The following is a 23004-nucleotide window of genomic DNA, read 5'->3' as shown; positions in this document are numbered from 1 at the left end:
CGCCTCCCTGGCGTGACCGTGAAGAGAAACATATCACCGCTTGAAATTCTCGAAATGTGAAATCATACTAAACATGCATAAAGTATCACAGAGTATCAATCATAATGATACGAACGTTCTAACGATGGAGGGAACAATCATGCGGCGGCCGACCATCTCCGACCTTGCCAAGGAAGCCGATGTCTCGATTGCGACCGTCAATCGGATTCTGGCCGGTACTGCCTCCGTCAAAGGCACGACCGTGCAGCGCGTCCAGGCGGCCGCGGAGCGGATCGGCTTTTACGGCGCCGGCGCAATCGAGGACCGGCTGCGCAAGACAGTGCCGAAATACCGGCTTGGCTTTCTGCTGCAGCAATCCAGTCGTGAGCTCTACCAGCTCTTCGGCAAGAAGATCGTCGAGGCATGCCGCGCCAGGCGCGATGAGGTCATCGATCCCCTGGTCGACTTTGTGGATCTGCTGACCCCGGAAAATATTGCCGGCCGGCTCAAGGCGCTCGGTGCAAATTGCGACGCCGTTGCCGTCGTCGCCGCCGATCACCCGGTGATCGCCCAGGCCATCCGCGAGCTGCACGAGAAGGGCAAGCCTGTTATCGCCTATATTACCGACCAATCCGCCCGCGAGCGGGCCGCTTATGTCGGGGCCGACAATTGGAAAATGGGGCGGACGGCAGCATGGCTGATCTCGAACATGACCCACGGACCGGGGCGGATCGCCGTCTTCATCGGCAACCACCGTTACCAATGTCAGGACGTCTCCGATGCGAGCTTCCGCTCCTATGTGCGCGAACATGCGCCGCACCTGACCATCGAGGACAGCCGCCCCACGCATGAGGAGCCGAACGAGGCATACCGGATGGTCAAGGAACTCTTGGCGACGACGGATGACCTCACCGGCATCCTGATTGTCGGCGGCGGCATCTCCGGTGTCTTGCGGGCGCTGAGGGAAGTGCCGCAGGAGCGGCGCCGAAGCATCCGCCTCGTTTGCCGGGACATTGGCCCGGAGACGCGAAAAGGCCTGTCGGAGGGGATGATTACCGCGGCTCTCTGTCATCCGCTGGAGCAGACGTCCACGGCGCTGGTCGAGACGATGATCGAAACGATCACGCAGGGTGCGTCGGGCGGCACGATTCAGCGGACAATTACCTTCGAAATCGTGACGCCTGAGAATATCTGATATAGCCGCGGCGTTCGCCGCGGCTGGGAAAGCCGGCGCGGGCTGAGACTTGAGAATAAGGCGATCTCTATCGTCTCAGATGTCGACGACAAGGCCCTTGGCTTTCAGCACCGGCGCCAGATTGCTGACCTCGATGACCGATTTGCCCGCCTTGTAGGCGGCGATATAACCGGCTTCGGCATCTTCGCGAGCCTGCGAAAGCCGGGCTGCTTCCTGGGCTTCCTGCCTGCGGACCACCACCAGTCCGTCGGCGTCACCGACGATGATGTCACCGGGATTGATGGTTTCGCCGCCGACGATGATCGGGTCGTTCACCGCGGCAATGGTTTCCTTCACCGTGCCCTTGATGCAGACGCTGAGCGAGAAGACGGGAAAGCCGAGTTCTCTGAGCTGCAGCGTATCGCGCACGCCGGTGTCGGTGACGAGGCCGCCGATGCCTTTGGCAAGGCAGGCATTGGCAAGCACGTCGCCGAAGGAGCCGGCCTCTTCGTATTCGCCGGCGGAGACGACGATGATGTCGCCGGGCTTTGCATAGTTGATGGCGAGTTGCAGCATGATGTTGTCGCGCGGCGCGCATTTGACCGTGAATGCCGGGCCGCACAGTTTCATGCGGTAGTCGACGGGCTTGAGGCGGGAGGACAGCGCGCCGCGGCGGCCCTGGGCTTCGTGGATCGTCGCCGGCGAAAATTTGGAAACGGCCTCGATGTCAGCTTTGCTGGGCCGTTCAGCGATGTCTTTTATATGAATCATGGGTGCCTCACATCGTTGGTAGACGGCGGGCAAATCCCGCCGTCTTATCTCGGTTGAATGTCTTCGGGAGGTTCCGAGACCGGTCGGTCTACGGGATCGGGTCGAATTTCAGCTGCGCGAGCGGCACGACTTTGTCGGTGCGGGTCATCTTGTACTCGGTGTTCGGGCCGAGCCACTTGTCCCAGATCTTGTTGATTTCACCAGACTCGTCGAGCTTGTGCAGGATCTCGTTGACCTTGGCGGTCAGTGCCGGCTGATCCTTGGCCATGCCGATGCCGATCGGCTGATAGAGCATCGGCTCCTCGATCATCCGCATTTCCTTGCCCTTGCTCTTCGATTCATTGACGAACTTGGTCGTCGTCATGGTGTTGGCCACCATGCCGCGCGCCTTGCCCTGCTGGACGGCGAGATAGGCAGAAGCGGTATCCTGGAATGTCAGCGGCTCGGATTTGTTGAGCTTGATCGACATTTCCGAGGTCGAGCCCTTGGTCGAAGCGATGCGCTGGCCGGCGTAATCGGCCTTCGTCTTGCCGGCATCGTCGGCCGGCACGATCAGCATTTCCTTGGCGAGATAATAGGGATCGCTGAACTGGATCTGCTCGGCGCGGCTCAGCGTATAGGCAAGGTTGGCCACGGTGATGTCGACGCGGCCAAGCTTGACTTCGGGCACGCGCGCTTCGACCGAAACCGGCTTGATCTCGGCCTTGACGCCCAATTCCTTGGCGATGGCGCCGCAGAGATCGACGTCGAAACCGGCCATTTCACGGGTCTTCGGATCGGGCGAGGCGAAGGGGGGAACGTCGGCGAACGTCGCGCAGCGCAGCGTCTTCGCCGACATGATGGTGTCGAGCTGATCGGCTTTGGCGGGCACAGCGGCCGCCATGCCGGCAAATGCGAGGGTGAGGCTTAGGTATTTCCAGTTCATTGCTGTTCTCCTTTGTTTTTGGTGCTCGGTATCAGTGCCTGAGATCAGCGAGGAAACGCTGAGCCCGGGGATGGCGCGGATTGCTGAAGAATTCCTTTGGGGTCGCCGTTTCGATGATCTGGCCGGCATCGATGAACCAGATCCGATCGGCGACGTCGCGCGCGAAACCCATTTCATGAGTGACGCAGAGCATGGTCATGCCTTCGGACGCCAGGCTCTTCATGACGGCGAGCACCTCGCCGACCATTTCGGGGTCGAGCGCGCTCGTCGGTTCGTCGAACAGCATCACCGGCGGTTCCATGGCAAGGGCGCGGGCGATCGCCACCCGCTGCTGCTGGCCGCCCGACAGCTGCCCGGGATAGGCCCGGGCCTTGTCGGCAAGGCCGACCCGATCGAGGAGCTTGAGAGCCTTTTCATGCGCGACCTCGGGCGCCACGCCCTTCACCCGGATCGGCGACATCGAGACGTTTTCGGCGACCGAGAGATGCGGAAACAGGTTGAAGTTCTGAAACACGAAGCCGATCCGGCTGCGCATCGCGTTGAGTTCCTTTGCCCGCATGGCGGCATGAATGTTCTGCCCGTCGAGTGTGATCGATCCGCTGTTGATCTCCTCGAGCCGATTGATCGTGCGGATCAGCGTCGATTTTCCCGAACCGGACGGCCCGCAAATGACCACGACTTCGCCGCGTGCCACCTGCGCGTCGATATCCTTGAGGACCGGATAGTCGCCGTAGCTCTTGCAGACCTGGGAAAGCCTGATCGTCTGCGATTCCTGCGTTGAAACGGACATCGTCATAGCTGCTCCGATACGATTTTCGACGGCGTGACCACGGCAGCGGCGGGCACGAGAAGTCCCGCACGCCGCCGGGTGATGCGCCGCTCGAGGCGATTGGCGAAGTAGGTGAGCGTCCAGCAGATGATGAAGTAGACGATCGCCAGGATGAGGAAGACCTGGAAGGGCTGCGTCAGCAGCTGGTTGTTGACCTGGCTTGCCGCAAAGGTCAGATCAGGCACGTTGATGACATAGCCGAGTGTCGTGTCCTTGATCGTCGAGACGAAGGTGGAGATGATGCTCGGGATCATGTTGTAGAGCGCCTGCGGCAGGATGATGTAGCGCATCGCGCCCATATAGCCGTGGCCGAGCGCCCGCGCCGCATCCATCTGGCCCGGTCCGAGCGCGACGATGCCGGCACGGACTACTTCGCTGAGGAAGGCGCTCTGATAGACCACCAGCGTCGTCAGCATGGTGACGAAGCTCGGCACGTCGGCGCCGGTCAGCAGCGGAACCAGGAAATAGCTCCACAGGATGAGCATCAACAGCGGCACACCCCGGGTGAAATAGACAAGTGCCGTGACCGGCCAGCGCAGCAGCGGCGACTTGGAAAGCCGCGCCAGCGCGAAGAGGATACTGGCCGGAAAAGCGAGGGTGATGCTGAGCGCCGAAAGGATCAGCGTATTGGCGAGCCCGCCGAGCGGGCCGTTCGGATATTGGCCGATCAAGAGCAGCAGCCAGTAATCTCGGACGATGGCGATCATGTCCTGGATCATGCGCGCGCACTCCTGGCAGGATCGGCGCGCATCGACAGATAGGCGCCGACGCTCATGATGATCAGCGAGAAGAAGAGGTAGAGAACCGTGCCGATCAGGTAGATCTCGAAGGTGCGGAAGCTGAGGTTTTCGATTTCCTTGACGGCATGCGTCAGTTCCGAGGCGCCGATGACGACGGCGAGACTGCTGTTCTTGAACAGGGAGACGCTGTGATTGACGAGCGGCGGCAGTGCGTTGCGCACGCCCTGCGGCATGATGACGAAGCGCATCGCCGAGACATAACCGTGGCCAAGCGCACGGGCGGCCTGCATCTGGCCGTCGCTGACCGAGCGCACGCCGGAGCGAAGATCTTCGCTGAAATAGGCTGCCTGGCAGAGCCCGAGCCCGATCACCGCGAAGATCGCCTCGGCATTATGGCTCGCCAGCCATGTCGCGACCCCGTTCGGCATCAGAGTGAAAATCCCGAAATACCACAGCATCAGCTGCACCAGGGTGGGGACGTTGCGGTGGTAGGATACGTAAGCGGCGACCAACGGATCGCCGAAGCGAAAGGGCGACAGGCGTATACCGAGCAGCAGCAGGGCGAGCGCCATCGCGAGCGACCAGGAGCCGGCATAGATGATGAAGGTCATCTGGATGCCATGCAGCAGCATGGCGGCATAGTCGGGATTTCCGAGGATTGCCGAAAGGTCGAAACCGCTCACGGCGTTGGCTCCCCGGATGGATCCGTCTTCGGTTGCGGCTTCGCCGTCTGCAGGCCGCCCATGACCTGCAGCGTCGGCGTGATCTCCATATGTCCGATGTTGACGGCGACAGGAGCTGCTATGGCAAAGGCGATGGCGTCGGCGATATCGGTTGCCTGCGGCAGTTCGAAACCATCGATGAACCGTTCCCGGATGCTGGGGTCATCGCCGTGGACGTGATTGAAAATATCGGTGGCGACCCGGCCGGGGCAGATTTCGGTAACCCGTACCCGCTTGCCGAAAGCATCGATGCGCAGCTGGTTGGACAGCATGCTCACGCCGGCCTTGGTGGCGTGATAGGAGGAGTTGCCGCCGAAATTATAGGCGCCGGCGATCGACGAGATGTTGATCACATGGCCGCGGTCGCGCGCCACCATGCCCGGCACGACGAGGCGGCAGATGTGCAGAACCGCCCTGAGATTGACGTCGACGAGAAGATCGATATCGCTCTCGTCGGCTTCCAGGAACTTCTTCGGCCGGTCGACGCCGGCATTGTTGACGAGAATGTCGAACTCGACCTGGCCCGCCAGCTCGGCGATCGCCGGCCGATCGGTCACATCGATGGCATGGGCAATGCAGCCCGTGCGCCCGGCCAGCTGCTGCAGCGCTTGGGCACTGCGGGCAACGGCATGGACTTCGATGTTCTCTCGGCGAAGCCGCTCAACCACGGCTGCGCCGATCCCGGAGGATGCGCCGGTCACCAGTGCGGTCTTGTAGTCGGAGAATGGCATTGTCGTTCCCTTGTGGTTGATGAAGACAGTAGCGAAGCTTTAACCCCTTGCCTAAGACCGATTATCTCTGGAGCAATAAGCAACGGTTATGGAGCGGCGCGGCCTGCCGAAGAAGAGAAGGCGGCGACGCCGGTATTCTCTCGCGGCCTCGCTTCACGCCGCGTCGCGTTGCAAAAGCAATGCGCCTCTGCAAACATGCCACCCGCAGATCAGTATGGTACCCCGATCCCCATGGACATCAGACGCCTCAAATCCTTCATCGTGATCGTCGACAGCGGCAGCATCACGCGAGCGGCGGATCTTTTGCATATCGCCCAGCCGGCTCTCAGCCAGCAGCTTGCGGCGCTGGAAGAGCATTTCGGCCACAAGCTGCTGATCCGCAGCCAGCAGGGCGTCAGCATGACCGATGCCGGACACGCGGTCTATCGCCATGCGCAGATCATCCTCCGGCAGATGGAGCAGGCCCAAGCCGATGCGTCCGCCGCCGGCAATTCGCTTGCCGGGCGCGTGTCTGTCGGCCTCGTGCCGTTCAGCAGTGCTGCGACGCTCTCCGTCGATCTCCTGGCGGAAACCCGGAAGCGGCATCCCGGTATCCTGCTGCACCTGACAGAAAGCGTCGGCCAGACCTACAGCCAGATGATCATGAACGGCCGGCTGGAGATGGCGCTTCTGCATGGAACCGGGCCGATCAAGGGCGTGCGCTTCGAACCGATCCTCAGCGAAGAGTTTTTCCTGGTGGCGCATCGCGACTTTGCCATCGAAGCGGATGCAAAACCCGTTGCGGTCAACGCTCTCGACGGCATACCGCTGCTGCTGCCGCCCGCCTATAATTTCGTCCGGCGTGCGGTCGACACCGCCTTCACCCGCACACGCACCAATTTGAAGGTCGTGGCGGAAGTCGAAATCGTGCGCACCCTCGCCCGCGCGGTCGGCAGCGGTCTCGGCGCGACGATCATGCCGAAGGCGATTGCCGACCGCATCGTCTCGGAATCGAGCGAGCCGCTGATCTGCCGGCTCGTCTCGCCGCGGATCGAAGAAACCCTGTCGCTTTGCGTTTCCGACCAGAATCCCCTGTCGGAACCGGCCCTTGCCGTCCGGGACATTCTTCTCGAATTGACGGCGCGGCTGAAAGCCTGAGAGGGGGTCGCCGGTCAGCGCATGTCCTTGCAGAATTGGGCGATCCGCGCGCAGCCGTCGGCGAGTTTTTCCATGCTTGTCGCGTAGGAAATGCGAAAGAAGGGGCTCATTCCGTAAGCCGCGCCTTGCACGGTCGCGACGTGATGCTCCTCCACCAGCGCCATGACGAAATCGACGTCGGTCTCGATCTTGCGCCCGCCCTTGCTGGTCTTGCCGATCAGCCCCGATATGTTGGGATAGATGTAGAATGCGCCTTCGGGCCGATGGCAGCGCAGCCCTTCCACCTCCGACAGTTTGTCGAGAACGAAGTCGCGTCGCGTCTTGTAGATAGCGGCGCGCTCGTTCAGAAGATCCTGGGGCCCGTCCAGCGCCGCGGTCGCCGCCGCCTGGGTCAGCGTCGCGATGCCGCCGCCATTCTGGCCGTTGACGTTGCTGATAGCCGAGATCAGCTCTTTCGATCCGGCGCAGAACCCGAGCCGCCAGCCGGTCATTGCATAGGCCTTGGAGACGCCGTTCATCGTCAGGACGCGATCGTATAGTCTGGGTTCGACTTCCGCGATCGTGCAGAATTGGAAGTCGTCGTAGACCAGGTGCTCATAGATGTCGTCGGTCATGATCCAGACATTGGGATGGCGCAGCATGACCTCGGCGATGGCGGCCATCTCCGCCCTGGAGCAGGCTGCCCCGGTCGGATTGTTCGGGAAATTCAGGAAGAGCCATTTGGTGCGCGGCGTGATCGCCGCTTCCAGATCCTCCGGGCGCAGCTTGAAGCCGGTCTGCTCGTGGCAGGGCACGGCAACCGGTACGCCGCCGGCGAATTTGACGATGTCGGCATAGCTGACCCAGGAGGGCGTCGGGATGACGACCTCGTCGCCCGGATTGCAGGTCGCCAGCATGGCGTTGAAGATCACCTGCTTGCCGCCGCCCGAGACGACGATCTGGCTGGCGTCGTAGTCGAGATTGTTGTCGCGCTTGAACTTCCGAATGATGGCCGATTTGAGCGCCGGCGTGCCGTCCATCGGCGGATATTTCGTATCACCGGCGAGAGCCGCCGCATGCGCCGCCTCGATCGCGTGCGCCGGGGTGGGGAAATCCGGTTCGCCGGAGGAGAGGCTGACGACCTTGATCCCCTTGGCGGCCAATTCCCGGGCGCGCTGGGTCATGGCGGCGGATGCGGATATGGAGACGTTTTTCAGGCGGTCTGCGATGACGGACATCGGCGTGGTCCTTCGAGGAGAGATTGGGGAAAAGACCGCCGGCAGGCGATCGGGATTGCGTCAATCGGCGAGTTCGGCGGCGGGAGCGAGCGTGGCGCCGGTGGCTTCGATCTCACCGCGCACGATGCCGGCAAGCTCCAGGGCGCCGGGCGTATCGCTGTGGACGAGAATGGAGCGCGCCGGCATGGCGATCACGGCGCCGTCGATCGTCTCGACGGTTCCGTCGAGGAGGAATTTTCGCACACGTGCGCGCACGGCGGCTTCGTCTTTGACGAGGGCGCCCGGGAGCCCGCGCGCAACAAGTCTGCCCTCGGCGTCATAGGCCCGGTCGGCGAGGAAAAGCGCCAGTGTCTTCAGGCGCGCGCGCCTGGCCGCCCGCTGGATCTCGCTCCCCGACGTGACGAAGACGACGAGATTGGCGTCGACGGTGACGATCGCATCCATCATCAGGTCTGCAAGCACAGGATCGCGGTTGACCATGTTGCCCATGGCCGCATGAAAGCTGATATGGGAGACGGCGACCCGCTCGGCTCTGGCAATCGCCATCAGCGCGCCGAGCTGGTAGAGCATCTGCTGGCGAAGCTCGTCCGCCTGGAAGGGCATTTCGCGCCGGCCGAAGCCCAGCCGGTCGGGCAGGCCGGGATGGGCGCCGATGCCGACGCCATTCTGCTTTGCCAGCCGCACCATGCGCCCCATCGTATCGGGGTCGCCGCCGTGAAAACCGCAGGCGATATTGGCCGAAGAGACGATTTTCATCATCGCTTCGTCGTCGCACAGCCGGTAGGGACCAAATCCTTCGCCCATGTCGGAATTCAGATCGATCTTCATCAGTTCCTCCTTTCGCTCCGCTTAGGCGATCGCCTTCAGGGCGCGCTTGACCATCCCGGATGTCAGCCTGACATCCTCGACATAGCCGGCGACGGCCTGCTCGACCGCGCGCGCTTCCGCATGCGTCGACCGGACGAATTTCAGGCGAGCGCCGGTGCGGGCCTGCCCGAGCCGCCAGAGGTCGCATTCGATCACACCGGCGATCTTCGGATAGCCGCCGGCCGTATTCGCATCGCTCATCTGCACGATCGGTTCGCCGCCGGGCGGAACCTGGATGACGCCGGGCACGACGCCGTGAGAGCGCATCTCGATGGAGGCGGTCGGCGTGATCGGCTCGCCGGACAGCCGGTAGCCCGTGCGGTCGCTGCGCGAGGAAATCCGCCAGGTCTGGCCCCAGAAGGCTTCGCCGTCTCCGGCGAAAAGACCATGCTCGCCGGCAGGCAGGGCGCGGATCGGCAGTGCCCCATCGACGGGAGCCGGGAAGACATCGCGCAGTGCCACGGCCGGCTCGACGACCGCGAGGCCCATGGCCGGCAGCATGGCAATCTCCAAGTCCTCGCCGACCGCGATCCGATCATTCTTCGCCAGCGGCCGGCCGGCATTGCCGCCAAAGCCGCCGCGCAGCGACGTGCTTCGCGACCCCATGACAACTGGAATATCCAGCCCGCCGCCGAACGAAACATAGGCGCGCGCGAGCAGCGGGGGCTGCTTCAGTTCGAGAACCTGTCCGGGCTCTGCCATATAGGCGCACCAGGGAATGAGTTCCGATCCCTCAAGGTGAGGATGACCGTCGGCGCCGGTCACGGCAAAGACGGTGCGCTGCTCGAAACGCAGGCTGAACGGGAAGGTCTGCACCTCGATCACAGCCGCATTTTCGTCATTGCCGACGAGAATATTGCCGATCCTGACCGCGAGCGGATCCATCGCGCCGCTCGCCGACACGCCGATATCACGATAGCCGGGGCGTCCGAGATCCTGCACCGTGTTGAAGGGGCCGGTTTCCAAGATCTCGATCATAGCTCGATCCTTGCCGGCAAGAACCGCACCGTATCTCCGGGCGCCATCATGGCGGGGGTCGGCGCGGTTGGGTCGAACATCTCAAGCGTCGCAAAGCCGATGGAGTTCCAGCCATTGGGGCCGGTCAGCATGGCGACGCCGGTCTGCATGCCGCCGATCGTCACGCAGCCCTTCGGCATCTTCAGCGACGGCACCGTCTTTCGCGGCATATAGATGCGCGGATCGAGGCCATGCAGATAGCCGAAGCCGGGCGCGCTGCCCAAGGCGAAGACCCGGTAGGTCGCTTCATGATGGATTCGGACGACCTCGCGGTCGCTTAAGCCCGAGAGATCGCAAAGGGCCGGAAGATCGCTCGCATGTTCGCCGCCGTAATGGACGGGAATCTCGATGGTCTTGCCGTTGAGATCGATGCTCTGCGCATTCTCCCATGCCTCAAGCAGCCGGACGACCACCGCATCGGGATCCTCGGGCGTCTGCTTGAAGATCACCAGCAGGTTGGTCATCCCGGGAATGTTTTCGGCAAGGTCCGCCCAGCTTTTCACCATCTGAGACAGGGCCCAGATCCGCCGTTGCGCGATGAGATCGAAATCGCCGGGCGCCTCGAGCAGGAAGGATCTGGCCCCGATCGAGGAAACCCGCGCCCGGCTTTGGGTGGCCGGAACGATTTCGCGTTGCGAGGCATGTCTGTTCGTGGTGGCGATCATGATGGCAGCTCGATTTCGAACAGAGGATCACCGAAGCCGACCAGGGCGCCGGGCTCGGCGAGCAGCCTGGTCAAGACACCGGAACGGCCGGCGCGAAGGGGAAGCAGCACATGCCCTACCCTGATGAAGCCGAGGAGATCGGCATCGGATACGGAGCGCGGCAGGGTTTGCGGTGTGGCGGCGGCGGCCGGATGTTCGGCGCAGAAATGCCCCGCCAGCGGCGCCTTCATGACGACAGGTGGGGAGCCTGGAGCGCGGAGTACGGCTACCTGCGCGCCGCCCTCCCCCGAAGTGACGATGCGAAGCTGCCCGTCCGGCCGGGAGATTTCGAGGCCCTCCACGCCGGCGGCGGTCAGCGCATCGGTGAGGAATGCAATGGTGGCGGGATCGCTGAAGTCGATGGCGCTCATGCCGCCGCCCTCCGCAGCTTCAGCCAGTGTTCGAGATAGTGGATATCCGTCTCACCGCGCGCGAATGCGTGGTCCTCGAACAGGGCGCGCAGAAACGGGATATTGGTGGCGATGCCCTCGATTTCGGTGCCGGCAAGCGCCTCGCACATTCTGGCCATCGCTTTCGCCCGCGTCGGCGCGTGGACGATCAGCTTGGCGATCAGCGAGTCGTAATAGGGCGAGACCCTGTAGCCGGGGTGAATATGCGTATCGACGCGGATGCCCGGCCCCTGCGGCAGAGCGAGACGAGTGACGACGCCGGCCGAGGGCAGGAAGGTGTCGGGATCCTCGGCGTTGATGCGGCATTCGAAGGAGTGGCCTTCGCAGGTGACATCGCCCTGGACGAAATCCAGAACCTCCCCCTGCGCCGCCTTTATCTGCGCCTGGACGATATCGACCCCGCTCGTCAGCTCGGTGACGGGATGCTCGACCTGAAGCCTCGTATTCATCTCGATGAAATAGAAAGCGCCGTCCTCGTAGAGGAATTCGAAGGTGCCGACGCCGCGGTAGCCGATCTGACGGCAGGCCTGCACGCAGGCCATGCCGACCGGCTGGATGATGTCGGGCGCGATTCCCGGCGCTGGCGCTTCCTCCACCACCTTCTGATGGCGGCGCTGCATCGAGCAGTCGCGATGCCCCAGCCACACGGCGTTGCGGTGATCGTCGCAAAGAACCTGGATCTCGATGTGGCGCGGATGCTGGAGGAACTTTTCCATATAGAGCGAGGGCGAGCCGAAGGCCTTGCGCGCCTCTTCGCGGGTCAGCGCGATGGCTTCATGCAGCTGATCGGCCGTTGGCACGACGCGCATGCCGCGTCCGCCGCCGCCCCCGGACGCCTTGACGATGACGGGATAGCCGATCTCCAGCGCGAGGCGCTCGCTTGCGGCCGGGTCGTCGGGCAGCGCGCTATCGGGACCGGGAACGCAGGGGACGCCGGCCGCCATCATCGCCCGCTTCGCCGCGATCTTGTCGCCCATGGTCGCGATCGACGAAGCGGTCGGACCGATAAAGGCCAGCCCGGCCCTTTCGACGGCGCCGGCGAATGCGGCATTCTCAGACAGAAAACCGTAACCGGGATGGATGGCGCCTGCGCCGGTCAGGCGTGCGGCGAGAAGGATGGCATCCTGATTGAGATAGCTCCTGCCCGCAGCCGACGGGCCGATGCAGAGAAAATTGTCGGCGGTCTTGATGTAAGGCGCTTGCCGGTCGGCCTCGGAGCAGATGGCGACCGTCTTCAGGCCGAGTTCGCGGCAGGCGCGCTGAACCCGGGCGGCGATCTCGCCGCGATTGGCGATGAGGACTGTATCGAAACGGCGTCCTGAGGCAGTGGATTGTTCCAACTTTTCCGGCATCAGGCGATCTCCGCCAGCAGGTCGCCGGTCTCGACCTCGCCATTGTCGATATCGGTGAGAAGCGTGATGCGTCCGGACCGCGGCGCGGCGATGGTGTTGAAGACCTTCATCGCCTCGATGATGAAAAGTGTCTGCCCCTCCTCCACCGCGTCGCCGATCGCGACGAATGGCGGCTCGCCGGGCGCCGGCGCCCGGTGCAGAACGCCGAAGACGGGCGCCTTCACCGCATGGGAGGTTTTCTCGATGCTCGAAAGTGCATCGGAGACGGGATCTATTGTCGGTTCCGGCTTTTGCGGGGGCACGGCAACAGCTGCCTCTGCCGGCGACGTGCGGAAAATCCGGACCGTCACATCCTTTTCCGTCACGGTCAGCTCGGTAATATTCGATCGTCCGACAAAGTCGATCAGCGTCTTGATCTTCGAGAGGTCCATGTGCGTGCTCGGAATTTCAGAATTCCACCGCGCATAGCTGAAGTCTCAGATCGCCCGGCGTTGTGATTTTCGTAGCACGACGTGGGGGCTGATGGGGTCAGACGAAGTTTTGATGGAGCGCAATCCGCGCCCCATCGGGACATGTCGCCGGACGCTTATAAACTTCCCAACCGACAGACGTGGACCCTCGGAATCCTGATCAGAACCCTGCTTCCTTCTGGTGCCGCACGGCGAGGATCGTCAAAATGTCGCCATCCACACGATAACGCGCGACGTATCCGCTCTCTCCGAAATCGATGAGCCATTCCCGATATTGCTCGGGCAAGTCTTCGATGAGGCGTCCCATATGGGGATGCGCGCCGAGGAGGCTCACGCCTTTGAGAATGGTTTCGCCTGCCCGCTTGGCGACCGACGGGTTTTTCGGCCGCAGGAACTCCCGGAGCCGCTCGAGGTCGCGGATTGCGGCCGGAGAGAAGATTACTTGTGGCATTCGGGGGCGGACGACTCGTCGTCAGTTCCCCAGGTCGAAAGCCACTTTTCGACTTCGACGCCGGTGACGTGCAGTCCCGTCGCTTCAAATTCCTTCCAGGCGTCAAGCGTCTCCTGCCGCAGCGTCTCGCGCTTCTCCTCGCGCTCGACATATTGTGCAATAGCTTCACGCATGATCCAGTGGGATGAACGGCGGCGGGCCTCGGCCAATTGTTGGACGCGGCCCTTTAGCTCATCATCGAGTTTGAGCGAGGTCGGCGATGCCATGAGGCCTCCTTAGTCAGAGGTAATACCTGACGCTAATTTAGGCTTCATCGCTGTATTTGTCCATGAATGAATTCAATGAAGCGGTTCCGGCCTCGTCAACACTTCGGAGGGGCGATGCTCTCCCGCAAGATGAGCTTGCTGCGGATGATAGTGCGCACGGAGGCGGGGTTTTGCCTCTGGCCAATGGCGTCGAGCAGGAGTTCCACCGCGGCGCGGCCCATCTCTTCCACCGGCTGCTCGATCGTCGAGAGCGGCGGCGCGGAGAATTCGCAGACCGGGGAGCCGTCGAAGGAGACGACGGAGAGATCATCGGGAATGCTCAAGCCTGCGCGCTTAATGCGGCTGACGAATGAAATGGCCATGTCATCGCTGGTGGCGATGACCGCCGTCGGTTTCTCGGTCAGCTCTGCGAAATCGTCCGCCGCCTGCACGCCGATATCGAAACCGTGCTGATAATCGAGGCGGCCGCCCGAGCGATGCACTGCCCCCTTCGACAGGCCGGCTGCCTCAAGCGCTTCGAGCACGCCGCCATAGCGTTCGACGTCATGATAGTTGCCTTCCGGTCCCGCAAGATAGAAGAATCGCCGATGGCCCAAGCGGATCAACTCGGCGGTGACGTCGCGCACAGCCTCGCGGTCGTTGGTGATGACGCTTTGCAGGCCCGCATCGCTCATGTCGAGCAGCATCGAAACGATCGGCAGGCCGGAATTTGACAGCGAGCGCCCATCGACCTCCGGAAGCTTCGACGACAGGATGATCGCTCCTCGCACGCTGCCGCCGAAAGCGAGGTCGAGAATGTGCCGCTCGGAAATCTCGTCGCGATCGAGGTTGGCGATCATCAGGTTGTAGCCGCCCTGGATCAGCGATTTGTTGATGCTCTGCAGGACCTGCGGAATGATCTGCGAGACGCCGTAATAGAGCGATCCGGGCAGGATGATCATGATGATGTTGGATTTGCCGACCCTGAGGCCCCGCGCCATCGCATTCGGCGTATAGCCGAGCTGCTTGGCCGCCGCGTTGATCTTGGCGCGGGTCTTCTCGTTGACGCGCCCGGGATTGGCGAGCGCACGGCTGACCGTTGAGATCGCAACACCGGCGAGCCGTGCGACGTCCGCCATCAACGCACCCGACTGCTCCTCTGCGGCCACATCCTTGTTTTTATTCACGTTTATTTCATTCTCCCGGATGCTTCGATTTGCAACTCTAAGGCAACCCGCGATTTATAGCAAACGTTTGCCAAAAATCGCTTGCTTAAAAAGCCAGCTTGATTATCATCCAAACATGGCAAACGATTGCCATTACTTAATGCGTTGAAAATTCATGATTTATTGAATGTGGGGCGCTGTTCCGCATGCGGGTAGGTCATGCCTTTAAGAAATGGATGGATTATGGCTACTGGCGACAGGCTCCGCTTCGGCGTCGATCTCGTGACGTTCTTCGATCCCGGCTTCTGGGGTGTCGACAGCCATGACGCGATCGTCGCCTATGCGCGCACCGAACCGCGCGCTTTCTGGGGCAAGATCCTCGACAGCATCCAGGCCTCCGGCGTCACCGGCGTCGAGCTGACTTTTTCTCCGTTCAACTGGCAGGATGCCATCAAGACCTATGGTTCCGCCGATGCCTTTGCGGCCGAGCTTTCGAGACGCGGCCTGACGCTCTGCAGCGGCTTTTTCGCGGAACTGGAGGCAGCGGGAGATTTCGCCGAGCCCGAGGCCCAGCGCGCACTGATCGACAAGGCGGAACGCTATGCCGACTTCCTGAAAGCCTGCGGCAGCGACATCATGGTGATCGGCGCCCCGCTTCGCCAGACGCTCGGCGCCCAGCCGGTGCAGTTCTACGATTTCGACCACGCCAAGGTGATAGCCGATTTCCTGAATCGGCTCGGCGCGACCCTCTATGCCAGGGGCGTGCGGCTGGCGCTGCATACCGAGGCGCACTCAATCTTTGCCGCCGCGCGCGACGTCGATCTGATGATGCTTCTGACCGACCCGGCCTATGTGCATATGTGCCCGGACACCGCCCATATCATCGTTGCCGGCTCCGATCCCGTCCAGCTCGTCGACCGGCATCACGAGCGGATGATTATCGCCCACTGGAAGGATGCGATCGGGCCCATGCCCGCCGACACGCCGATCGACAAGCGCATCCACGATCGCCACCAGCCGTATTTCTGCAGCTTCGGCCTTGGACGGGTCGACTGGCCGGCCTGGATCCGGCTGCTGCGCGACCGGTCCTATGAAGGCTGGGCAATCCTCGAACTCGATGCCGCGCCGGATCCGGTCGGCGACATCGCCAACGGGCTGACGCTCGTCCGGCAGGCGCTCCTGCCGATCTATCGCTGACAATCATTCCCAAGACAACGTACGCCCCGCAAAGAGGGCATTTTCAAGAGGTGGAACAATGAAGACCATGATGAAACTCTTTCTTGCCGGCGTGGCAGTCGCCGGTCTTTTCGCCTCGGCGCATGCCGAGGACAAGCCGACGATCGAGATGATGTCGTCCTGGACGTCTGGCGGCGAAGCCGCGGCCCTCAACGTCATCAAGACCGAATTCGAAAAGCGCGGCGGCGTCTGGAAGGATTCCTCGATCGCCGGTTTCGGCGCCGCCGATGCCGCCTTCCAGAATCGTATCGTCGCCGGCGATGCGCCCGGCGCCAAGCAGGGCGTCATCGGTCTTGCGGCCGCCGATTTCGTCGGCCAGGGTCTGTTCAATCCGATCGACGATGTCGCGGCCGCCGGCAAATGGGCCGACGCTTTGCCGAAATCGATCTACGATCTCATTTCCTATGACGGCAAGGTCTATCTCTCGCCGACCGGCGCCCATGGCGAAAGCTGGGTCTTCTATTCCAAGGAAGCCTTCGGGAAGGCCGGCATCGCAGAGGAGCCCAAGAGCTGGGACGAATTCTTCACCGACCTCGACAAGCTGAAGGCTGCCGGCATCGTTCCGGTCGCATGGGGCGGCCAGCCCTGGCAACAGACCAAGGTCTTCAACATGATCCTGCTCTCGCAGGTCGGGATCGACGGCTTCCTGAAGATCTATGTCGACAAGGACAAGAGCGAGGCCTCCGTCGAGGGCGTGAAGAAGACCCTCGAAATCCTCGGTAAGCTGCGCGGCTATGTCGATGCGGGGGCTGCCGGCCGCAACTGGAACGACGCGACGGCGATGCTGATTACCGCCAAGGCCGGCGTGCAGTTCATGGGCGATTGGGCCAAGGGCGAATTCACTGTCGCCGGCAAGGAGCCGGGCAAGGACTACGGCTGCATGATCGCGCCGGAGTCGAAGGGCATGGTCTATATCGCCGACTCCCTGTGGTTCCCCAAGACCGGCAATGCCGCGACCGACAAGGCGCAGAAACTTCTCGCCGAGGTCGTCATGGATCCGGCCGTCCAGGTCGAGTTCGCGCTGAAGAAGGGTGCGGTGCCCATGCGCACCGACGTTGACAAGTCGAAGCTCGATGTCTGTGCCCGGAAGGGTGCGGAGCTGATGGCTGAGGGCGCGATCGTGCCGGACCAGGCGATCGTGCTGACGCCCCAGCAGGTCGGCGCGCTCGACGACTACGTCGATGAATACTGGAGCGGCGGCTCGAATGACGCAGCCTCCGCCGCCCAAAACTTCTTCGCCATTTTCGAATAGGATAGCGCCGCGGCGTCGGCCTGGTCCGACGCCGCGGCTGCCCGGCCGCTGCCATCGCGCCGCGGCGGCGCGCCCCTTTCATCTGTCGACGAGCTGGCCGATGTCCTTCAAACGTAAGCCCAATCTTTCCGCCGCCATTGCCCTGCTGCCGACATGGTTCGTCGCGGTGGTGGTCTTCATCGGCACCATGGCGTGGTCGATCCGACTGTCCTTCACCAATTCGACGCTGTTTCCGTCCTCGACCTATGTCGGCTTCGCGCAATATTCGAAGCTCTTCTCCTCCGCCAAATGGCTCGCCTCGCTGCAGAACGTATTGATCTTCGGCGTGCTTTATGTCGGGGGCTGTTTGCTGCTCGGCTTTCTGCTCGCTGCCGCCCTCGACCGCAAGATCCGCTTCGAAAGCGCCTTCAGGACCATCTTCCTCTATCCCTACGCCATGTCCTTCGTGGTGACCGGGCTGATCTGGCAATGGATGCTCAATCCGACGCTCGGCATCCAGGCGAGCGTGCGTTCGCTCGGCTGGGAAAGTTTTGTCCTCGACTGGGTGGTCAATCGCGACATGGCGATCTATGCGGTGGTGCTTGCCGGCGTCTGGCAGGGCGCGGGGCTGGTCATGGTCATTGCGCTCGCCGGCATGCGCGGCATCGAAGGCGAGCAATGGAAGGCGGCGCGCATCGACGGCATTCCCGTCTGGCGAATCTACGTCTCGATCATCCTGCCGCAGCTTGGGCCGGCGCTGGCGGCGGCCGGCATGCTGCTCGCCATGGGCGTGATCAAGACCTACGACATCGTCGTCGCCATGACGAACGGCGGCCCCGGCAATGCGACCGAGGTGCCGGCGAAATTCATCATGGACAACCTCTTCGGCCGTCAGAACCTCGGCCTTGCCACGGCGGGCGCCACGGTACTTGTCCTCGGCGTCATCATCGCCGTCGCGCCGTTCCGCTACGCGATGCATATGCGCAACCGGGCAAAGGGAGCGGCGTGATGATCAAGCCTCATCCGAACGGGCCGAAGCCGGCGCAGATCACAGCAGGGCGCATCGGCCTCTATGCCTTTCTCGTCGTTGCCGCGCTCTTCTTCCTGCTGCCGCTCTACACCATGGTCGTCACCTCGTTGAAATCGATGGACGAGATCCGGCTCGGGCAGATCTTCGCTTTGCCGGCCAGGCTCGATTTCTCCGCCTGGGCAACCGCCTGGTCGGGCGCCTGCATGGGAACCGTCTGTGTCGGCATTCGCAGCGGCTTCTGGAATTCGATGGCGATCACCCTTCCCGCGGTCGCACTCTCGGTCTTCATCGGCGCCGTTAACGGCTATGCGCTGTCGCTCTGGCGGCCGCGCGGGGCGAACCTGCTCTTCGGCCTGCTGATGGCCGGCGGTCTCATTCCCTATCAGATCTTCCTCTATCCGATGGTCCGGGCGATGGCCAATATCGAGCTCTACAATTCGCTCGCCGGCATCATTCTCGTCCATGTCATCTTCGGCCTGCCGCTGGTGACGCTGCTCTTCCGCAATTATTTCGTCAGCGTGCCGGAGGAGCTCTGCAAGGCGGCGCGCGTCGACGGCGCCGGCTTCTGGCGCATCTTTTACGAGATCATGCTGCCGATCGCCGTGCCGATGGTGGTGGTGGTCTCGATGCTGCAGTTCACCGGCATCTGGAACGACTTCCTGCTCGGCCTCGTCTTCGCCGGGCGCGACAACCTGCCGATGACCGTGCAGCTCAACAATATCGTCAACACCACGATGGGCGAGAGGACCTACAATGTGAACATGGCGGCGACGATCCTGACCGCCATCGTCCCTCTCGCCATCTATTTCCTGTCAGGCCGCTGGTTCGTGCGCGGCATCGCCGCCGGCGCAGTCAAGGGGTAATGCTTCCATGCAATCCGCCGTTTCCGTCAAGGACCTGAAGATCGCTTATGGTGACCATACGGTGATCGAGAAGCTGTCGATCGATATCGCCCCGCAGGAATTCCTGGTGCTGCTCGGCCCTTCCGGCTGCGGCAAGTCAACGCTTCTGAGCGCAATTGCCGGCCTCCAGGACATCACATCAGGCGAGGTGTGGATCTCAGGCAAGAACGTCAGCTGGGAGGAGCCGAAGGACCGCGGCATCGGCATGGTCTTCCAGTCCTATGCGCTCTACCCGCGCATGTCGGTCCGCAAGAACCTGTCCTTCGGCCTTCGCGTCGCCGGTCTGCCGAAACCCGAGATCGAAGCTCGTGTCGCCCGCACCGCCGCCCTCCTCCATCTCGACGCGCTGCTCGACAGGCGCCCTGCCGAGCTCTCCGGCGGCCAGCGCCAGCGTGTCGCCATCGGCCGGGCGCTGGTGCGCGAAGTCGATGTCTTCCTCTTCGACGAACCGCTGTCGAACCTCGACGCCAAGCTGCGCAACGAATTGCGCGTCGAGATCAAGAAGCTGCATCAGCGCCTCGGCAACACCATGATCTACGTGACCCATGACCAGGTGGAGGCGCTGACGCTTGCAGACCGCATCGCCATCATGCGCGACGGCGTGATCCAGCAGCTCGCTTCGCCGGCCGAGATTTACCGCCGGCCGGCCAATCTCTTCGTCGCCGGCTTCATCGGCGCGCCGGCGATGAACTTCGTCGAGGGCCGGATCGAGCGCGGCGGCGCCTCGCCGGTCTTCCTGAGCAAGGGCCTCGCCGTCGATCTCTCCGGCTATTCCTTCGGCCTGGCCGCGGCGGAAGGACCGGCAACGCTCGGTTTTCGCCCCGAGCATCTCGTGCTCGACGGGGCGGCAAGCCGCCTGCCCACCATCCCCGGCCGCGTTTCCGTCGTCGAGCCGATGGGGTCGGATGCGGTCGTCTGGTTCGATTGGGCCGATCAAAGCCTCTCGCTTCGGCTGATGGGCGACGTGGATCTGCAGCCGGGCGACGGCGTGGCTCCCGGGCTCGATATCGCCAAGGCGTCGCTCTTCGGCGCCGACGGGGCGCGGCTGTGATGCGCCGCCCCTTGGTTTTCTCGCAATTGCCGGCGCGCTGCGCGCCGTTTTGAGCAATCGCTCCAGGACAGGATTTGGAAAGACATGTCTGAGATCGTCTATGATGCGCTGGTGATCGGCTCCGGCGCGGCGGGTTCCTTCGCGGTCAAAGAACTGACGGCCCAGGGGTTGTCCGTCCTGCTGCTCGAAGCTGGTCCGGCCGTGGGGCTCGCGGATTTCGATCCGGCGCGCAAGAAGGCGCCCGCCAGCAGCATCAATATCTGGGAGCGTGCCCGCGCCACGATCAAGGGCCAGCCGATCCAGGCGCGGGCGGCGTTTTTTACCGAACGCTTCAGCCACTTCTTCGTCAACGACCGCAAGAATCCCTATACGACGCCGAAGGGCGAGCCTTTCCTGTGGATCCGCGGCCGCCAGGGCGGCGGGCGTCTGCACAGTTTCGGCCGCGTGCTGCTGCGCTGGACCGACGATGATTTCAAGATCCGGTCGCGTACCGGAAAGGGCGTCGACTGGCCGGTCTCCTATGACGAGCTCACCCCTTTCTACGACGAGGTGGAGGCCTATCTCGGCCTTTACGGCAACAAGGACAATGCGCCGACCTTGCCGGACGGGGTCTATGCCAAACCGGCGGGTCTCACGCCCGCCGAACAGATCTTCAAGCAACAGGTTGAAAGCCGTTGGCCGGAGAGGCGCGTCGTTTCCTGGCGCTACATCGCGCCGGACGCCGAGCGCATGCCGCGGCCGCTCAGGGACGCCGGGGCCACCGGCCGGCTGACGGTCCGCTACGACGCCGTCGTTCGCCGCATCACGACGGATGAGAGAACCGGCCGCGCCACCGGCGCGGAATTTATCGACCGCAATACGGGTGAGATATCGATGGCCCGTGCCGCGACGGTGGTGCTGTCGGCCTCGCCGATCGAGAGCGTGCGGCTGCTCCTCAATTCGGCCTCGGCCCAACATCCCGACGGGCTCGGAAATAGCTCAGGCGTTCTCGGCCGCTATTTCATGGATCAGCTTCCCTGCCTCGCCTTCGGTTCCTTTTCGAAGGCGAAGGGATGGGCGCGCGACGAATCCGCTCCGACCGACCCGTTCTACAATCCCTCGGGCGGGATCTTCATCCCCCGTTTCGGCGAGGGTGACGCGGCTCGCGGCGATTTCGACTACCAGGGCAGCGTCGGCCGGGCGCCGGTCTCCGGCGACACAGATGCGCGTCTCGCCTTCTTCGGCTTCGGCCGCATGCTGCCTTATGTCGACAATCGCATCACGCTTGATGGCAGGCGCAAGGACGCCTGGAACATTCCCGTGCCGCACATCCGCTGTGTCCTGCAGGCGGAGGAGCAGGCGCTGCTTCGCCGGCAGGAGGAGACGCTGATCGCCATGGTGAGCGAGGTCGGCGGCGAACTCGAATTCATCGGCTCGCCCACCGGCCTCAAGGAGATGGGCAAGGGCGCCTTCCCCGACGCCGATGCCTTCAGCCGCTTCATGTTCCGCACATGGTTCCGCAAGACCATGTGCATGGGCGCGGCGATCCATGAAACCGGCGGCGCGCGCATGGGCGAAAGCCCGGAGGCTTCGGTGCTCAATCCCTATAATCAGGTCTGGGATGCCCCGAACCTCATCGTCACCGACGCCAGCGCCTTCCCGGGCAGCGGCATCGCCGGCACGACGCTCACCGTCATGGCCCTGACGATCCGCGCCTGCCGAAACCTTGTCGACCGGTACCGGACAGGACGGCTTTAGAGCGGGATTGTTTTAGGTCCTTTCATATCCGGCTTCGCTGAAGCTCTAAATGATCTGGAAATCCGACACGCTTAGATCCGCGCGGTTCGCCAGCGTTGCTAGCAGAACTTGCCCGCCGTCAACGTTCCCGTTGCTGTCATAGTATAATATCCCCTCGCTTTGATCGTACACGATCCTATCGTCGCCATCCTGCGCTTGGGTCCCAAACGCGAATTCATTCGCAGTGAGTGAAAGCCCGATAGAGGAAAACACCGATCCGCGGAGTTGGATGGTGTCGCCGTCGAGGCCGCTGCCAGCGAAGTCGATAAGCAGGTCGCTATTTTCATCAGTCTCTAAGATATCGAATACAAAGAGGTCTGCTCCATCCCCCGCGGTAAGAGTGTCGCGCCCTCCGCCTCCGATAAGGGTGTCAGCCCCGCTTTCACCGGAGAGCCAATCCTCACCAGCCCACCCCGCTAGTCTATCGGCCCCTGCACCGCCAAACACGGTGTCACCAGACCCGGTCGCGTCGATAAAATCGTTCGCGTCCGACCCTGAAATGCTCGCCCCAGTCAGAACAAAGGCCGACAAATCTAACGTCGCTCCCCCTACTAGTTGGATTGTGCCGGCCGTCTGAGCAAAGCTTGCGGAAATCTCGACGTCCCCAGCTAGGACAAGCACACCTCCCTGCACGTCCACAGAACTTAAGGACGCTCCCCCGAGGATTTCGAGCGTTCCACCTGTAAGCAAGAGATTATTTACCGCGGAACTGTCCGCAATCACCATCGTGCCACTTTGCACGTTCAGATCGGCAATATCTGCGCTGCCGTTCAGAGTCGTAGCCCCGCCCAAGACTCGCAGGGTTCCGTCGACGTCGAGATCAGAGGTCTCGCTGAAGCTCGCTTCACCGGTGAGCTGCAGCACAGCGCCG

General features: G+C 62.7%; 25 protein-coding genes. 8 read left to right on the top strand and 17 right to left on the bottom strand.

Annotation, left to right across the window (positions count from 1 at the left end):
- The first annotated feature begins 139 nt into the window (after window positions 1–139).
- Window positions 140–1174, top strand: a complete 1035-nt coding sequence (locus tag CO655_RS13055; RefSeq protein WP_097664941.1) for a LacI family DNA-binding transcriptional regulator — start codon at window positions 140–142, stop codon at window positions 1172–1174.
- A gap of 75 nt (window positions 1175–1249) precedes the next feature.
- Here the strand turns inward: CO655_RS13055 and CO655_RS13050 are convergent, their stop codons facing one another.
- The 6 genes from CO655_RS13050 to CO655_RS13025 form a co-directional block, all read right to left on the bottom strand.
- Window positions 1250–1924, bottom strand: coding sequence for a 4-carboxy-4-hydroxy-2-oxoadipate aldolase/oxaloacetate decarboxylase (locus tag CO655_RS13050; protein WP_004670866.1), 675 nt, complete (start codon window positions 1922–1924; stop codon window positions 1250–1252).
- 88 nt (window positions 1925–2012) lie between these two features.
- A complete protein-coding gene (locus tag CO655_RS13045) occupies window positions 2013–2849 on the bottom strand; it encodes an ABC transporter substrate-binding protein (protein ID WP_097664940.1) in 837 nt (278 codons plus the stop codon).
- A 31-nt stretch (window positions 2850–2880) separates the two neighbouring features.
- Window positions 2881–3645: an amino acid ABC transporter ATP-binding protein gene (locus CO655_RS13040; protein ID WP_097606111.1), complete on the bottom strand. Its 765-nt coding sequence runs from the start codon at window positions 3643–3645 to the stop codon at window positions 2881–2883.
- A complete protein-coding gene (locus CO655_RS13035) occupies window positions 3642–4397 on the bottom strand; it encodes an amino acid ABC transporter permease (RefSeq protein WP_097664939.1) in 756 nt (251 codons plus the stop codon). Before CO655_RS13035 ends, CO655_RS13040 begins: the two co-directional genes overlap by 4 nt.
- A complete protein-coding gene (locus CO655_RS13030) occupies window positions 4394–5101 on the bottom strand; it encodes an amino acid ABC transporter permease (protein WP_097664938.1) in 708 nt (235 codons plus the stop codon). Before CO655_RS13030 ends, CO655_RS13035 begins: the two co-directional genes overlap by 4 nt.
- Window positions 5098–5871 (bottom strand): SDR family oxidoreductase, encoded by a 774-nt coding sequence (locus CO655_RS13025; protein WP_097664937.1) that lies wholly within the window; start codon window positions 5869–5871, stop codon window positions 5098–5100. The genes CO655_RS13030 and CO655_RS13025 overlap by 4 nt, the downstream gene beginning before the upstream one ends.
- A gap of 231 nt (window positions 5872–6102) precedes the next feature.
- On the opposite strand from CO655_RS13025, the gene nac reads away from it, so the two are divergent.
- Entirely contained in the window at window positions 6103–7008 is a 906-nt protein-coding gene (nac, locus tag CO655_RS13020) for a nitrogen assimilation transcriptional regulator NAC (RefSeq protein ID WP_097664936.1), read from the top strand.
- A gap of 14 nt (window positions 7009–7022) precedes the next feature.
- Here nac and CO655_RS13015 read toward each other — a convergent pair whose 3' ends face one another.
- The 10 genes from CO655_RS13015 to CO655_RS12970 all read right to left on the bottom strand — a co-directional run bounded on the left by CO655_RS13015 (window position 7023) and on the right by CO655_RS12970 (window position 14928).
- Window positions 7023–8225: a pyridoxal phosphate-dependent aminotransferase gene (locus CO655_RS13015; RefSeq protein WP_097664934.1), complete on the bottom strand. Its 1203-nt coding sequence runs from the start codon at window positions 8223–8225 to the stop codon at window positions 7023–7025.
- Between the two features lie 60 nt (window positions 8226–8285).
- Entirely contained in the window at window positions 8286–9053 is a 768-nt protein-coding gene (locus tag CO655_RS13010; protein ID WP_097664933.1) for a 5-oxoprolinase subunit PxpA, read from the bottom strand.
- Between the two features lie 21 nt (window positions 9054–9074).
- Window positions 9075–10070 (bottom strand): biotin-dependent carboxyltransferase family protein, encoded by a 996-nt coding sequence (locus tag CO655_RS13005; protein ID WP_097664932.1) that lies wholly within the window; start codon window positions 10068–10070, stop codon window positions 9075–9077.
- Entirely contained in the window at window positions 10067–10774 is a 708-nt protein-coding gene (gene pxpB, locus CO655_RS13000) for a 5-oxoprolinase subunit PxpB (RefSeq protein ID WP_097664931.1), read from the bottom strand. Before pxpB ends, CO655_RS13005 begins: the two co-directional genes overlap by 4 nt.
- Window positions 10771–11184 (bottom strand): acetyl-CoA carboxylase, encoded by a 414-nt coding sequence (locus tag CO655_RS12995; protein ID WP_097664930.1) that lies wholly within the window; start codon window positions 11182–11184, stop codon window positions 10771–10773. The genes pxpB and CO655_RS12995 overlap by 4 nt, the downstream gene beginning before the upstream one ends.
- Entirely contained in the window at window positions 11181–12575 is a 1395-nt protein-coding gene (locus tag CO655_RS12990) for an acetyl-CoA carboxylase biotin carboxylase subunit (protein ID WP_097664929.1), read from the bottom strand. The genes CO655_RS12995 and CO655_RS12990 overlap by 4 nt, the downstream gene beginning before the upstream one ends.
- Window positions 12575–13006 (bottom strand): biotin/lipoyl-containing protein, encoded by a 432-nt coding sequence (locus tag CO655_RS12985; RefSeq protein ID WP_097664928.1) that lies wholly within the window; start codon window positions 13004–13006, stop codon window positions 12575–12577. Before CO655_RS12985 ends, CO655_RS12990 begins: the two co-directional genes overlap by 1 nt.
- Window positions 13007–13205: 199 nt before the next feature.
- A complete protein-coding gene (locus CO655_RS12980; protein ID WP_097664927.1) occupies window positions 13206–13496 on the bottom strand; it encodes a type II toxin-antitoxin system RelE/ParE family toxin in 291 nt (96 codons plus the stop codon).
- Window positions 13484–13762 (bottom strand): CopG family ribbon-helix-helix protein, encoded by a 279-nt coding sequence (locus tag CO655_RS12975; RefSeq protein WP_097664926.1) that lies wholly within the window; start codon window positions 13760–13762, stop codon window positions 13484–13486. The genes CO655_RS12980 and CO655_RS12975 overlap by 13 nt, the downstream gene beginning before the upstream one ends.
- Window positions 13763–13857: 95 nt before the next feature.
- Window positions 13858–14928 (bottom strand): LacI family DNA-binding transcriptional regulator, encoded by a 1071-nt coding sequence (locus tag CO655_RS12970; protein ID WP_097664925.1) that lies wholly within the window; start codon window positions 14926–14928, stop codon window positions 13858–13860.
- A gap of 222 nt (window positions 14929–15150) precedes the next feature.
- On the opposite strand from CO655_RS12970, the gene CO655_RS12965 reads away from it, so the two are divergent.
- The 6 genes from CO655_RS12965 (at window position 15151) to CO655_RS12940 (ending at window position 22094) form a co-directional block, all read left to right on the top strand.
- Window positions 15151–16104: a sugar phosphate isomerase/epimerase gene (locus tag CO655_RS12965; protein ID WP_097664924.1), complete on the top strand. Its 954-nt coding sequence runs from the start codon at window positions 15151–15153 to the stop codon at window positions 16102–16104.
- Between the two features lie 58 nt (window positions 16105–16162).
- Window positions 16163–17395: an ABC transporter substrate-binding protein gene (locus CO655_RS12960; RefSeq protein WP_097664923.1), complete on the top strand. Its 1233-nt coding sequence runs from the start codon at window positions 16163–16165 to the stop codon at window positions 17393–17395.
- Between the two features lie 100 nt (window positions 17396–17495).
- Complete coding sequence (locus tag CO655_RS12955) at window positions 17496–18383, top strand: sugar ABC transporter permease (protein ID WP_097664922.1); 888 nt, start codon at window positions 17496–17498, stop codon at window positions 18381–18383.
- Window positions 18383–19267: a carbohydrate ABC transporter permease gene (locus tag CO655_RS12950; protein WP_097664921.1), complete on the top strand. Its 885-nt coding sequence runs from the start codon at window positions 18383–18385 to the stop codon at window positions 19265–19267. The genes CO655_RS12955 and CO655_RS12950 overlap by 1 nt, the downstream gene beginning before the upstream one ends.
- 7 nt (window positions 19268–19274) lie before the next feature.
- Complete coding sequence (locus tag CO655_RS12945) at window positions 19275–20357, top strand: ATP-binding cassette domain-containing protein (RefSeq protein WP_097664919.1); 1083 nt, start codon at window positions 19275–19277, stop codon at window positions 20355–20357.
- A gap of 84 nt (window positions 20358–20441) precedes the next feature.
- Window positions 20442–22094 carry a GMC family oxidoreductase gene (locus CO655_RS12940; RefSeq protein ID WP_097664918.1) on the top strand — a complete coding sequence of 551 codons (1653 nt, stop codon included), beginning with the start codon at window positions 20442–20444 and terminating at the stop codon, window positions 22092–22094.
- A gap of 45 nt (window positions 22095–22139) precedes the next feature.
- On the opposite strand, the gene CO655_RS12935 is transcribed toward CO655_RS12940, so the two are convergent.
- Window positions 22140–23004: calcium-binding protein (locus tag CO655_RS12935; protein WP_141514310.1), on the bottom strand; the 865-nt coding region annotated here is incomplete at its 5' end.

Origin of the sequence: Rhizobium sp. M1 (assembly GCF_002531805.1) — a bacterium.
In the GTDB taxonomy this organism is placed as follows: Bacteria; Pseudomonadota; Alphaproteobacteria; order Rhizobiales; family Rhizobiaceae; genus Rhizobium; species Rhizobium etli_C.
The sequence above is the reverse complement of the archived record's forward strand: the minus strand, read 5'-3'. Positions and strand labels throughout refer to the sequence as shown.